Source organism: Pseudomonas sp. UBA4194 (assembly GCF_002379585.1).
GTDB lineage: Bacteria > Pseudomonadota > Gammaproteobacteria > Pseudomonadales > Pseudomonadaceae > Aquipseudomonas.
The window spans coordinates 1-13,391 of the sequence record NZ_DFUE01000072.1 but is presented as its reverse complement, the minus strand read 5'-3'; the positions used below and the strand labels follow the sequence as shown (position 1 = coordinate 13,391).

At 64.0% G+C, this 13,391-nt stretch carries 14 protein-coding genes; 5 read left to right on the top strand and 9 right to left on the bottom strand.

All coding sequences use genetic code 11. The features are described from left to right. Positions 1-121: 121 nt before the first annotated feature. Entirely contained in the window at positions 122-1,024 is a 903-nt protein-coding gene (locus B3397_RS17690) for a LysR substrate-binding domain-containing protein (RefSeq protein ID WP_296252579.1), read from the bottom strand. A 218-nt stretch (positions 1,025-1,242) separates the two neighbouring features. On the opposite strand from B3397_RS17690, the gene B3397_RS17685 reads away from it, so the two are divergent. Genes B3397_RS17685 through B3397_RS17665 form a run of 5 tightly spaced genes read left to right on the top strand, consistent with a single transcriptional unit; the run spans position 1,243 to position 5,690 of the window. After that, positions 1,243-2,082, top strand: a complete 840-nt coding sequence (locus tag B3397_RS17685) for a transporter substrate-binding domain-containing protein (protein ID WP_296252578.1) — start codon at positions 1,243-1,245, stop codon at positions 2,080-2,082. Positions 2,083-2,092: 10 nt separating this feature from the next. Continuing rightward, complete coding sequence (locus B3397_RS17680; RefSeq protein ID WP_296252576.1) at positions 2,093-2,755, top strand: amino acid ABC transporter permease; 663 nt, start codon at positions 2,093-2,095, stop codon at positions 2,753-2,755. Positions 2,756-2,762: 7 nt separating this feature from the next. Next, positions 2,763-3,440, top strand: a complete 678-nt coding sequence (locus B3397_RS17675) for an amino acid ABC transporter permease (RefSeq protein WP_296252574.1) — start codon at positions 2,763-2,765, stop codon at positions 3,438-3,440. 10 nt (positions 3,441-3,450) lie between these two features. Then, positions 3,451-4,953 (top strand): argininosuccinate lyase, encoded by a 1,503-nt coding sequence (argH, locus tag B3397_RS17670; RefSeq protein WP_296252572.1) that lies wholly within the window; start codon positions 3,451-3,453, stop codon positions 4,951-4,953. Positions 4,954-4,958: 5 nt separating this feature from the next. Beyond that, positions 4,959-5,690 (top strand): amino acid ABC transporter ATP-binding protein, encoded by a 732-nt coding sequence (locus B3397_RS17665; protein WP_296252581.1) that lies wholly within the window; start codon positions 4,959-4,961, stop codon positions 5,688-5,690. An 89-nt stretch (positions 5,691-5,779) separates the two neighbouring features. Here the strand turns inward: B3397_RS17665 and B3397_RS17660 are convergent, their stop codons facing one another. The 8 genes from B3397_RS17660 to B3397_RS17625 form a co-directional block, all read right to left on the bottom strand. Continuing rightward, a complete protein-coding gene (locus B3397_RS17660; RefSeq protein WP_296252570.1) occupies positions 5,780-7,210 on the bottom strand; it encodes a mechanosensitive ion channel family protein in 1,431 nt (476 codons plus the stop codon). A gap of 27 nt (positions 7,211-7,237) precedes the next feature. Further along, complete coding sequence (locus tag B3397_RS17655) at positions 7,238-9,232, bottom strand: response regulator (protein ID WP_296252568.1); 1,995 nt, start codon at positions 9,230-9,232, stop codon at positions 7,238-7,240. Beyond that, positions 9,222-10,097, bottom strand: coding sequence for a sensor histidine kinase (locus B3397_RS17650; RefSeq protein ID WP_296252566.1), 876 nt, complete (start codon positions 10,095-10,097; stop codon positions 9,222-9,224). Before B3397_RS17650 ends, B3397_RS17655 begins: the two co-directional genes overlap by 11 nt. Then, complete coding sequence (locus B3397_RS17645) at positions 10,090-11,100, bottom strand: SpoIIE family protein phosphatase (RefSeq protein WP_414704405.1); 1,011 nt, start codon at positions 11,098-11,100, stop codon at positions 10,090-10,092. The genes B3397_RS17650 and B3397_RS17645 overlap by 8 nt, the downstream gene beginning before the upstream one ends. After that, the gene (locus B3397_RS17640; protein WP_296252563.1) at positions 11,097-11,501 is read right to left on the bottom strand and encodes an anti-sigma regulatory factor; all 405 of its coding nucleotides are present in this window, start codon (positions 11,499-11,501) and stop codon (positions 11,097-11,099) included. The genes B3397_RS17645 and B3397_RS17640 overlap by 4 nt, the downstream gene beginning before the upstream one ends. Beyond that, positions 11,498-11,860 carry an STAS domain-containing protein gene (locus B3397_RS17635; RefSeq protein WP_296252562.1) on the bottom strand — a complete coding sequence of 121 codons (363 nt, stop codon included), beginning with the start codon at positions 11,858-11,860 and terminating at the stop codon, positions 11,498-11,500. The genes B3397_RS17640 and B3397_RS17635 overlap by 4 nt, the downstream gene beginning before the upstream one ends. Positions 11,861-11,864: 4 nt before the next feature. Beyond that, positions 11,865-12,716: an STAS domain-containing protein gene (locus B3397_RS17630; protein ID WP_296252560.1), complete on the bottom strand. Its 852-nt coding sequence runs from the start codon at positions 12,714-12,716 to the stop codon at positions 11,865-11,867. 139 nt (positions 12,717-12,855) lie between these two features. Beyond that, positions 12,856-13,245 carry a YkgJ family cysteine cluster protein gene (locus B3397_RS17625; protein ID WP_296252559.1) on the bottom strand — a complete coding sequence of 130 codons (390 nt, stop codon included), beginning with the start codon at positions 13,243-13,245 and terminating at the stop codon, positions 12,856-12,858. Positions 13,246-13,391 lie beyond the last annotated feature (146 nt).

The window sequence follows — 13,391 nt, the reverse complement described above, 5'->3', positions numbered from 1 at the left end:
AGCCGCGAAGAGGCCAGCCCAAACACCACAAATCCCACCCCCCCCACCACCCCCCTGTGGGAGCGGGCTCTGCCCGCGATGGGGCCAGCCCAGGCACTACAAATCCCCCGCCAAGAGCCACCTACTGCCACTCCCGCGTCACTTCCTCCATCACCTGCTCGGCCAACACCGCGAACCGTTGGCTCAACAGGCTTTGCGGGCGATCCGCCGGCAGCAGCACATAGGTCGAAAAACCAATGCGCGGTTCGAATGGGCGGGTCTCCAGCCCCGTGTGCAGGTACTCCCGCGCCACCACCGGATTGACGATGCTCACCCCCAGACCCAATCCCACCAACGAGCAGACCGTACCGGCATAGGGTGTCTCCAGGGTCAGTCGACGGGCTTCTTGGGCATCGGCGAAAGCCCGGTCGACCCGCGTCCTGGAGCCGTCACTGTGCAGCAGCGAAATGAACTCCTCACCGGCAAGATCCCGAGGCGTGACCCGCTGCAACTGCCCTAGACGGTGCCCCTGCGGAAACACGCAAACCCCTGGCACATCCGCAACCTGCCGGGCGACCACCCCAGGTGCTTCATCGCCCACATAGGACGCCAGGCCGATGTCACAGAACTGCGAGCCGGCCCAGTGCGCCACGGTCGGCGAGTCGCCGGTATGAATCGATACCGAAGCATCGGGATTGCCGTGGCGAAACCGCTGCACCAGCCGCGGCAGCACCGTCAGCGACAGCGAGGGCACCACCGCAATGCGCAAGCGCCCCGTACCGCCCTGGCGAATGTTCTGCGCGGCCTGCTCGATGCTGTGCAGGCCAATGAACGCACGCTCCACGTCAGCGAACAACGCCGCGCCTTCATCGGTGGGCTGCAATCGTCCCCCCACACGCTCGAACAGCTTGAAGCCGCTCTGACGTTCCAGCTGCGCAATCAATCGGCTGATGTTGGGTTGCGACGTGTGCAGCGACGCCGCCGCAGCCGTCATGGAGCCACTGAGCATGACCGCGCGGAAGGCTTCCACCTGTTTGAAGTTCATGGGCACCCCATATCAATCTGTTATGGACGACCACTGTATTGTCATTTGTTGGCATGGGCCAGAGGCTTTATAACTATGGCCATGTCGACGGTGCCACGCAGATGGCCGCGATGCTTCCCCAGGCCTGAAGCCTGCGTGTCCCTTTTCCGGTTCTGCCCTTGAAGTCGTTGCATGGCCCGTGTCTTGCGTGCCGTGAAGGTCTACCCACAGGAGGCACTATGTCGTTCTCACGCAAAACCCTTGGTACCGTTATCGCCGCCGCGTGCTTGTCCCTGGCCGGCTTCGCGCAGGCCGTCGAGCTTCCCGCCGTCCCCGCTGAAATCAAGGAAATGGGCCAACTGCGCGCAGGCGTTCGCTGCGACCAACCGCCCTATGGTTTTCAAGATGGCAACGGCCAGTTTGCCGGTGTCGAAGTAGAGATGTCCCGGCAGATTGCCGAGTGGGCGCTCGGCTCCAGGGACAAGGTCACATTCACCTGTGTCACCGCCGAAAACCGTGTGCCGCAGCTGCTGGGGCGCAAGGTTGATTTCCTCATCGCGACCCTCGGCGTCACCCCGGAGCGCCAGCGGGTAATCGACTTCACCACGCCTTATCGCTGGGGCGCCAGTGATGTCGTGGTCGCCAAGGACAGCCCGATCAAGCGCATCGCCGACCTCAACGGCAAGACCCTCGCCACCCTCAAGGGCTCGGTCCAGGCCAAATGGTTCGAAGACCATATGCCCGAGGTCAAGACCCTGCGCATGAACAGCGCCGCCGACGCCTTGCAGACGTTCCGCCAGGGCCGTGCCGACGCCTACACCCACGATGCCGCCACGCTGGTGGTGGTGGCCGCCAACGATGCCAACGCCCGCTTGATCGGCGAACCGTTCCAGATTTCCGATGCCGCCATCGGCGTGCGCAAGAACGACGAAGCCTGGCGCGACTACCTCAGCGCTGCGATCGCCCGCATGCACGAGGAACGCCTGTTCCGCGGCTGGGTAAAAGCGTTCGTGCCCGAGAACATCCAGAGCTACTACCTGAGCGTCTTCGAACAGGCCAAGCCTGAAGAAAAACTCTAAGGCGCATTCCATGGATTTCGACGTCAATTACCTGCTTGCGCAGTGGCCAGCCCTGCTCGACGGGGTGCTGATGACCTTGCGGGTATCGCTGCTGGCCATCGTGCTCTCGTTGCTCATCGGGGTGGTCGGCGGTGCGTTGCGGGTCATGAAGGTGCCGCTATTGGCTCAACTGGTGGTGGCCTACGTAGAGCTGATTCGCAACACACCGATCCTGGTGCAGTTGTTCTTCATCTTCTACGGGCTCCCCGCCATCGGTCTGGAATTGTCGCTGTTCTGGTCCGGGGTCATGTGTCTGTCGCTGTGGGCGGGTGCGTATCAGATCGAGAACGTTCGCGGTGGTCTGGCCACCGTCGAGCACGGCATGCGCGAGGCAAGTCTGGCGTTGAGCCTGCGGCCTTTGCAGTACCTGCGCCTGGTGGCGCTGCCGATCGCGTTCAGGACCAGCCTGCCGGCAATGCTCAACACCGCCATTTCGCTGCTCAAGAACTCCTCGTACCTGCAGGCCATCGGCCTGGCGGAGCTGACATTCGTGGCGGTGGATCGCATCGCCACGGACTTTCGCGCCATCGAGATGTTCAGCGCCATCTGCGTGATGTACCTGGCGCTGGTCGCGGTGCTGTCCCTTCTGACCGGGCGCTTGTCAGCCCGTCTGCAACGCCCCTTCAGGCAGTGAGGCCGGTATGAATTTCGTCATCGAAAACTGGGGGTTCATCGCCAAGGGGTTGTGGATGACCGTGCGCCTGGCGCTGGTCATCCTGCTCTTCACCACCCTGATCTCCATGGTGGTGGGGGTACTGGCGACCCTGAAAAACCCGGTTCTGCGGGCCGTGATCCACGGTTATGTCGAGCTGTTCCGCTCGATTCCACTAATCGTCAACGTGTTCTTCATCTTCTTCGGCGCGCCGATGCTGGGCCTGGACCTCAGCCCGTTCGCTGCGGTGACCACCGGCCTGACGCTCTGGGGGAGCGCCAATGGCATCGAGATCGTGCGCGGTGGCCTGGAGTCGGTCGCTCGGCACCAATGGAAGAGCGCCTGGGCCCTGGGGCTGCGCCCCTGGCAGATCTACCTGTACGTGATCGCACCGCAGTCGATGCGCGCGATCCTGCCGGCCTACACCGGGCTGTTGACCATGCTGGTGCAAGCTACTTCGCTGGGCGCGCTGGTGGGCGTCGGCGAATTCCTCAAGGTGGGGCAGATCATCATCGAGCGCGCCACGGTCATGACCGGCGTCAGCCCGGCGTTCACCGTGTACGGCCTGGTGCTGGTGGTCTACTTCGTCATTTGTTCGTTGCTGAGCTGGCTCAGCCGTTATCTCGAACGCCGCCTGGGTCGCCCGGCGCTGCGTGCCAACCGTTAAGGGGTTCATCATGCAAGAGTCCAAAGTCAGTCGTCGCTTGAAAGAAACCACGGCGCCGCAGGTCAACGAGTTCATCTACCGTCCGCGCCTGGCAGGTTTCGCCGACGGTTTCGATAACCTGGGCAACGTCAACAAGGCGCACATCGTGATGCTCGCCGAGCAGGGCTTGATCCGCCACGAGCATGCTGCGGTGCTGGCCAAAGGCGTGCTGGACATGGAAGCCGCCGGGCCGGGCGTGGTCGAGCTGGACCCTTCCCGGGAAGACGCCTACTTCAACTACGAGGCGCACCTGATCGAGCAGATCGGTGCCGACATCGGCGGGCGCCTGCACACCGGCCGCAGCCGCAACGATATTCTGGCGACCCTGGACCGCTTGCGCTGCCGCGAGCTGCTGCTGGATCTGGTCGACGCGCTGATTCAGCTGCGCCAGACCGCCCTGGACAACGCCAAGGTGTATGCCGAGGTGGTGATGCCCGGTTACACCCACCTGCAACCGGCCCAGCCGATCACCTACGGTTACTATCTGGCGGCGGTGGAGCAGGCCTTGCAGCGTGACTGTCAGCGTTTGGCGCAGACGTTGGACAGCATGAACCAGAGCCCCATGGGCGCTGCCGCTTTCGCCGGCACGCCGTTCGCCATCGACCGCGACCGTACCGCCGAGCTACTGGGCTTCGACGGTTATCTGGAAAACGCCCTGGATGCCGTGGGCTCGCGGGATTTCATTCTCGAAAGCCTGTCGCACCTCAGCCTGTTGTCAGTGTTCTGGAGCCGGGTGGCTCAGGATTACTTCGTCTGGAGCACCCACGAATTCAGCCTGATTGATTTTCCCGACAGCGTGGCGGCAACCTCGAGCATCATGCCGCAGAAGAAAAACCCCACCGTCCTCGAATACCTGAAGGGCCGCACCGGGCACATCGTCGGCCTGCTGATGGGCGCCAGCGTGACCATCAAGGGCAGCAACTTCTCCCACACCGGGGATGCCAATCGCGAGGGTACGCGTGGCTTCTGGGAAGCCGCGGAAGAAAGTCTGCGCTGCATCAAGCTGTTGGAGCTGGTGGTGCGCACTGCCACACCCAATGTCGATCTGGCGCTGAGCCGGGCCGGTGCCGATTTCTCCACGGCCACCGGGCTTGCCGACCTGATCGTGCGCGATGCCGATCTGTCGTTTCGCGAAGCCCACCATGTGGTGGGGGCCGTGGTGCGCATGGCCATGGACGCGGGCCTGCCGGCGCATCGTATCGACACGGCGATGGTCGATGCCTGCGCGGTGGAGCAATTGGGGCATCCACTGAAGCTGGACGCGGCCAAGGTGCGTGAATGCCTTGATCCGACAGCCAATGTACAAGCCCGTGCCTCGGCTGGTGGCCCGGCGCTGAGCTCGCTGTTGCCGGGGCTGGAGAATGCCAGCGCGCGCCTGGGCGCCGAGCGCGAGGCCAACCTGGCCAAGCGTGAACGTTTCGCCAGGGCCGGCGTGGCGTTGCAGGCCGCCACGCGGCAGCAGGCCGGGTTGTGAGCGCCATGCTCACCGTGCGCGGCTTGCACAAGAGCTTCGGCCAGCATGCCGTGGTCAAGGGCGTCGACCTGGACGTCGCCGCCGGCGAGGTGGTGGTGATCATCGGGCCCAGTGGCTCGGGCAAGTCGACGTTCATCCGCTGCCTGAACAGTCTGGAGGAGCCTTCGGCGGGCACTGTAGTGATCGCCGGCGGGGAAGGGGTGCGGGCAGGGGACCACAAGGCTTTGGCCAGGCTGCGTGAGGAAGTGGGGATGGTGTTCCAGGACTACACGCTGTTCCCGCACATGACGGTGCTGGCCAACATGATGCTGGCGCCGGTCAAGCTCAAGCGGGCGAGCAAGGAGCAAGCCCGGGAAACCGCGCTGGCGCTGCTCGACAGGGTGGGGCTCAAGCACAAGGCCGAGGGCTATCCGTCAGAGCTTTCTGGCGGTCAGCAGCAGCGGGTCGCCATCGTGCGGGCCCTGGCCATGCGCCCCAAGCTGATGCTGTTCGATGAGCCGACTTCGGCGCTGGACCCGGAAACGGTCAACGAAGTGCTGAACGTGATGAAGGGCCTGGCGGCGGAAGGGATGACCATGATCGTGGTGACCCACGAGATGGGATTTGCCCGTGAGGTGGCGGATCGCGTGGTGTTCTTCGACGGCGGGCGGGTGGTGGAGGCCGGGCCGCCGGCGCAGATCTTCAGCCAACCCAGGGAAGCCCGGACCCGACAGTTCCTGCACAGCGTGCTGGGGTGATAAACACCCCAGCACGCCCCTGTAGGAGCGGCGTCCAGCCGCGAAGAGGCCCTACCAGACACCCACATCACCCCCACATCACCCCCAAATCACCGCTTGCCCAGCCAACTCAGAAAACCACCTTTGCTCACCGCCACCGGCTTGTGCAACAGCAACGATTCGGCGTTCTGCGTACGCACCGCCTGCAACTTGTTCAACGCCTTGCCCACCGTGACTCGTTGTTCCATGCAACGGCGGGTGATCTGCTTGTCGATCAGGTACACCACGCACGACGTCAAGGCGGTAAAGCGCGCAGCGGACGGGCTGTCGGCCAGAATGCTTTGTTCACCCATGACCTCACCCGGCCCCATGCGCCCAGCTTCGACCCATTCTTTGCCTTCGGCAAGGGCGGCGCTGACCACGCCCGTGGCGATCACCATCAACCCATCAGCCACATCGCCCACCGCCAGCACTGTCTGACCGGCGCTGTACTCGCGCGCGGTCATGCCCTGGGCCAGTTGGTCCTTTTCTTCCTCGCTCAGGGAACGAAAGATCTTCACCTCCTCGAGGATCTCCCGCGCCCGAGACACCGCGGAGCGGTTGCCGCCTTCCTGGTGGCCAATGCCGGCCGCATCCAGATGCCGGAAGGCCAGATCGAAAAGTTGATTGCGCACCTCGCCGCGTTTGGCCAGTGAGCTGATGAAGCCGCTGGCGACATACTCGCTGGAGGTTTCCCCGGCGGCCTTGAGCACGGCCCTGGGCGCAGGTTCGGCCAGCAGATCCCGGCTGCCTTGCAAGGTGCGTTCGAGTGCATCGAGCACGCGCCGGGGCCGCACGTGATTGGGCAGAAACAGGCTGATGGATACGCCATGGGCGTTGCTGGGCTTGCTCAGGTTGAGGATCTTGGCCTTGGCGGCCACCGAGTTGGGGATGATGGCGGTACTGCCCGAGGAGGTCAGCAGGCGCGTGGAGCGCCAGTCGATATCCACCACCTTGCCTTCGGTGCCGTCGATGCTGATCAGGTCATCCACCTGATACGGCTTGGTGGTATTGAGGATGATTCCCGAGAACACGTCACTCAGGGTGCTCTGCAAGGCCAGGCCGATGACGATGGCCATCACCCCGGAGGTGGCCAGCAAACCCTTCACCGGCAGCTGCATCACGTATCCGGCAGCGGCGACGATGGCCACCAGGAACACCAGGGCGCCGATCACGTCCTGCAGCAGTCGCCCGCTGTGGCCGATGCGCCGGGTCAGTACCAGGCCGAGAATCTCGGTCAACACCCTCGCCAGGTAGATCCACCAGAGGATCGCCAACGCCGTGGCGGCGAACTGGAACAGGCCGGCATCGGGCCAGCTGGGCGCCTCCAGGGGCGAGATGCCGGCTTCGATAATGACCACGCTGTAGAGCAGGAACAGCCCCAGGCGGACACCTATCTTGGCCGCCCGATGGCGCAGATGCAGCAGATTCCAGGCCAGCAGATCCGTCAGGAGCACCATGCCTCCCCACAGGATGGGATGATTGAGCATCGACGAGATCATGCTGCGTTCCTTGGCAAATGTATCGGGTCAGCCCGCAGCACCTACCGGGGTCGAGGGCTCGGATTCGAGCAGGTGGGCAATACGCCCCAGCAAATCGCCCATGCGGAACGGCTTGATCACCATATCCATCCGGTCTTCGAGGAACGTTTGCAGGTCCAGGGCATTTTCGGCATAGCCGGTCATGAACAGCACGGGCAGCTCGGCACGATGCAGGCGGGCGGCATCGGCCAGGTCGCGGCCGTTCATCTGCGGCAGCCCAACGTCGGTCAGCAGCAGCTGGATCGACGCATCCTGGCGCAGTCGCTCCAGAGCATCGGTGGCGCTGTCGACCTCGGTGCAGCGGTAACCGGCATCGGTCAGTGCTTCGATGACGAACATGCGCACCGACGCCATGTCCTCGACCACCAGAATGTGCTCGCCGGCACCCCGATTTTCTACCTGCACCGGCTCGCTGGGCTGGGAGGCCAGGGCGGTACCGGCAGGCAGCATCAGGGTGACTTCGGTGCCGTGGCCCAGCAAGCTGCGGATTCGCACGTCGCCGCCGGACTGGCGGGCGAAGCCGTAGATGGTCGACAGCCCCAGCCCGGTACCTTTGCCCACCGCTTTGGTGGTGAAGAACGGGTCGAACACCTTGTCCAGAATGCTGTGATCGATCCCCGTGCCATCGTCACGCACCGACAGCACGACATAGTCGCCATCGGCCAGGCTGCTGTCGCCACGCGAATAGGCTGCGAAGGTCGACAAGCTGATGTTGCCACCATGGGGCAGGGCATCACGGGCGTTGATCACCAGGTTGAGCACCGCGCTTTCGAACTGGATCGGATCGACCATGGCAATCGCTGCCGTATGGGTCAGGTCCAGGCTCAAGGCGATGCGTTCACCGATGGTTCGGCGTAGCAGGTCCTCCAGCGAGTGCACATGCTCGTTGATGGAAATGGGCCGGGTGTCCAACGGCTGCTGGCGGGCAAAGGCCAGCATGCGATGGGTGAGGGCCGCGGCGTTGGTGGCCGACTGCAGCGCGGCGTCGGCGTAACGGATCACTGCACTCTGGGCCGGTAGCGCTGGGGCTTGCGGGTTGCTGCCGATGGCGCGCTTCTTGATCAACTCCAGGCCGGTGATGATACCGGTCAGCAGGTTGTTGAAGTCGTGGGCGATGCCTCCGGTCAGCTTGCCCAGGGCGTCCATCTTCTGCACTTGCAGCAGTTGCGTCTCGGTGCGGGCCCGCTCGGCCACTTCCTGGGCCAGCAGCGTTTGCGCATCGGCCAGTTGCAGGCGCTGCTGGCGTTCACGCTGGCGGTGTTCGGTGACGTCTTCGATGAACACGAGGCTTTGACCGGGGGCGCGGTAGGGCGACAGCTGCCATTCGGTGTCCCGGGGCTGACCATCAACCAGCAGGGTCAGGTTGCCGCGCCAGCGCTCGTCGTGGCTCAGGCGCACCTGAAGATCCTCGATCACTTCCTGCTGGCCGTCAGCGAAACGGCTCAGCAGACTGGCCGACGGTTCGCCCAGGGGGAGCAGCCGGGCGAAAGCATGGTTGCATTCGACCACCTGCAATTGCTGGTTGATCACGCCGATGGGGGCCGCGATGTTGGCGAAGATTTCCCGAAAGCGCGCCTCACTTTCGCGCAGAGCGTTCTCGGTATCGCGGACCCGCAACAACGTGCGCAGCGTGGCCAGCAGTACATCCGGATCCACCGGATGGATCAGGTAGGCATCGGCGCCGGCTTCCAGACCGGTAATGATGTCACCGGTCTGGATAGAGGCTGCCGACACGTGGACGATCGGCAACAGCGCGGTAGCGGGGAGGGCACGCAGCTCCCTGACGATGTCGAAGCCGCTCATGTCCGGCAGATTGACGTCCAGAATCAATGCGTCCGGGACCTGTTCGGCGATCATCGCCAGCCCGTCGCCGCCGGTGCCGGCTTCCTGGATGACGATACCGTGCCGCTCGAGGCGCCTACGCAGCGCGTAGCGCGTGGCAGCATTGTCGTCGACGATCAGTACGCGCACGTTACGCATCATGGGCAGGCTCCGGGGCGACTGCCAGGGGAATCACTACGAAAAAGGTCGAGCCGACGCCGGGGCTGCTGTGCACCCCCACGTGGCCACCGAGCAGCTCGGCAAAGCGTTTGCACAGCGACAGCCCAAGGCCGGTGCCACGCAGGCGCTTTTGCAATGGTGAGTCGATCTGGGCGAAGTCTTCGAACAGCGCACCATGCAACTCGGGCGGGATGCCGATGCCGGTATCGGTCACGGCGAAGCGTATCTGCTGCTCGTTCTCCAGGCTCGCCGACACCCGCACCTCGCCCGACACCGTGAACTTGAGCGAATTGGAAATGAAGTTGCGCAAGATCTGGGCGAGCTTCTTGTCATCGGTGTACAGACGCGGCAGGCCTACCGGCTCCTCGAAGATCAAGTCCACGGTGGAGGCATTGACGATAGGTCGGAACATGCCGCGCAGGGCCGAGAACAGGTCGAGCATGTCGAACCAGGCTGGCGAAATGGAGATGCGCCCGGCTTCGATCTTGGCCAGGTCCAACAGGTCGTCGACCATGTCGCTCAATTCCCGCGCCGCGCCGGTGATGAACTCCACCTGTTTGTGCTGTTCGGCCGCCAACGGGCCATCCACTTCATCGGCGAGCAGGCCGGTGATGCTGAGGATCGAGCCCAGGGGCGTGCGGAACTCATGGCTCATGTACGACAGAAATCGGCTTTTGAGGTCCGACGCCTGGCGCAATTCTTCTGCCTGGTTGTCCAGTTCGGCGTAAAGCGCCAACACGCCCTGGTTGGTTTCATCCAGTTCGGCCCGAAGCGCCTCGGCCTCGGCGCGCAACTGCTTGACCAGCGCCGCGTGGGCGGCGGGATCCAGGGGCAGGGGTTCAGACATGGGCCGGCTCCAACGCAATGACCACAACGGTGACATCGTCACGCCCGCGGCAGAAGTCGCGGTGCAGGACGGTAGCAATGACGGCTGGGTGGCGGTGCACCAGGCCGGGATAATCTATCAGGTTCCAGCGCGACTGCAGGCCATCGCTGTACATCACCAGCAGTTGGCCGGTGCAGTCGTTGAAGCTGAACGGCTGCACGCGGCGGAACTGTGCGCCGACGATACCGGGATGGGACGCCAGCCCGCGCGTTTTGCCCGGGCTGACCAGGCATGCGCCGATATTGCCGATGCCGGCAAAGTGCAGCTGCTCGCTGGCATACAGGTACTGGGCCAGCGCAGCGGCGCCGCCGCGACTGCCGTTCATGGCCTGGTGCATATCCTCCAGCACCTGCTCGGGACGGGCGAAAGGCGCCAGACCGAAGGCCTGACAGCCAAAACCAGCGGCCTTTTCTGCCTCTTCGCCGTGACCCAGGCCGTCCACCACCAGGACGCTGATTCCGTCGCTGCTGAAACTGACCTGCCAGGCGTCGCCGCAGGCCGGGTCGTCGTGCAATGAATGCTGGGTAACGCCCAGGCGCCGCTCAGCCTGTTGCGAGCGACCTTTATACAGCCGTGCCAAGACCACCGAGCCGCGACTGTCACTGTGCACGTCGAATACCTCGGACTGGCGCGCCAAGGCGCCCATGCCGATGCCTTGGGTGCCGCGGGTGGAAAAGCCGTCGGCCATGCACGCGTGTACGTCAAACCCGTTGCCGCGGTCTACGGCCAGCAACTCCACGCCGGGCGCTTCAGGGTGGGGCAGGGCGCGCAGGTGCAACTCGCCGTGGCCGGCATGCTTGAGCACGTTGCTGGCCAGCTCCGTGGCGACCAGGGCCACGCGCCCGCCATCCGTAGCGTCCAGGCCAAGGCTATCGGCCAGTTTCTGTGCACAGCGTCGAGCCTCACCCACCTGGCTCTGCTCTTCGAGCCTGACCACCTGGGTGATTGCACTGGGGAAAGTCATGTCCATCGGGCGATCGTCACGCGTGTGCCCTTGCCAGGCTCGGTGTCCAGCTCGAAGTCCTCCACCAGCCGCCGTGCTCCCGTCAGGCCCAGGCCCAGGCCACCACCGGAAGTCCAGCCATCGGTCATGGCCAGCTTCAGGTCGGGAATGCCCGGGCCTTCGTCACGGAAGGTCAGGCGCACGCCTTTGCGCGCACCGTCGTCGAGCACCTGCCAATCCATGTCGCCGCCACCGCCGTAGACCATGGTATTGCGCGCCAGCTCGCTGACGGCCGTGACCAGCTTGGTCAGGTCGATCAGGCGCATGCCGCAATCCTGGGCCAGCTTGCGCGTGGTCTGGCGGGCCAGGACCACATCCTGCTCGATCCGAACCGGTTGGGTGCCGCTGTTGACCACGTTCATGATGACGAGACTCGTTCCTGCAGCAGGCGCATCCCACGCTCGACGTTCAGCGCGGTGCTGACGCCGGGCAGGGTCATGCCGAGCTCGACCAGAGTGATGGCCACGGCCGGTTGCATCCCGACCAGCACGGTCTCGGCATCCATGATCCGTGACAGGCCGGAGATGGTGCCGATCATGCGACCGATGAAGGAGTCGACCATGTCCAGCGCGGAGATGTCGATCAACACGCCACGGGCGGAGGTCTTGCTGATCTTTTCCGACAGATCGTCCTGCAAGGTCAGGGCGAGTTGGTCATGCATGTCGACCTGGATGGTCACCAGCAGATACGCGCCCATCTGCAATATAGGGATGCGCTCCATGGGCTCAGTCCGCCTTGCTGACGGTCAGGTTCAGGCGACGCAGCGCCAGGGCCAGGGCGTCGGCCAGATTGGCCTTGGTGACGACGCCTTGCAGGTCCAGACCGAGGTGGACGATGGTCTGGGCAATCTGCGGACGCACGCCACTGATGATGCAGTCAGCACCCATCAGGCGAATCGCGGTGACGGTCTTCAACAGATGCTGGGCCACCAGGGTGTCCACGGTGGGCACACCGGTGATGTCGATGATGGCGATTTCCGAGCCGGTGTCGACGATGCGTTGCAGCAAGGACTCCATCACCACCTGCGTACGTTGCGAGTCCAGCGTGCCGATCATTGGCAACGCGAGTACGCCTTCCCAGAGCTTGACCACTGGGGTGGACAGCTCCAGCAGCTCTTCTTGCTGGCGCTTGATGACCATCTCGCGGGACTTCTGGAAGGTACGGATGGTGTACATGCCCAGCGCGTCGAGCAGTTCCGACACTTGCAGCAGCTCGGAGGCCAGCAGCGCGGGTTCAGTTTCGTAGGCGCGCTGAAGCACCGAGAACAGGGGGCCTTTGAGGGCGAAGATGAAATGCGCGGTCTGGTGCGAGTCGTGACCCAACAGGGCACGGCTGTGGGACAGCTTTTCGAGCAGTTGACGGACTTCGGCCCATTGGCCGCCGGCAATGTTCTGCGAGTCGCCGCTGCTCAGCGCGATGAGCAGTTGCTCGAAGAACTCGCGGGTTTGCTGTTTGAGGTCGTCTTCCTTGATGTTGCGCGTGGCCCCACTGGCCTCGAGGCTGGCCAACCACTGGCCGACGATGGTGTCTTTTTGCGACTCGAATGTTTGGACGGTGTGATTTTGCAGCGCGGCCATGCGTGGCTCCTGATCGGGAAACTGGCGAAATACTGGCGTAGTATCTGCTAATCGCCCGAGTGCGTCGATTTGAAAGAAGAAAAGAGTAAACGGAGGTTGCTGGGGATGTGCAGATGGACATCGTTGACACCCCCGGCGTTCACTGGATGGTGATCACCGTCAGCGCTTCGCTGGCGGCGCCGAGCAGGCCTGGTGCGGGCAACGGCGGCAAACCGTACGCCGCGCGGGCGGTATCGCAGGAAGGGCTGTGCACGCCGTTTTCCCAGGATGCGTCGAACTCTCGGCAGGTGCTGGAGCGTTGGGCGTACATGGAACAGCCAACCCCGGGCTTGCCGACATCGCCGACCAAGGCGACGCAGCGCGAAGGCCTGGACTCGGTGCCCAGCATGGCCACCCGGTTGGGTGTTACCTGCACCACCCATTCATCAGGCACCAGGCCACCGGCCGAGGTGCATTCGCCCCAATAGAAAGACACACGGAAGTGCGCGCAGCAGGCACCGCACTCAAGGCAGGGATTGGCGTTGGACATGTTGGCTCGGGGAGGGGAGATTCAGCGTTATAGGGGACCACAACTGAGCGGCTATTCTAGGCATCGCCCGGCGCTTTGGAAGAGGGCCCCCACGTTATTTTTGCACCGCCCATCCGCCGCCCCCGCCACGCCACAACCCCCCTGTA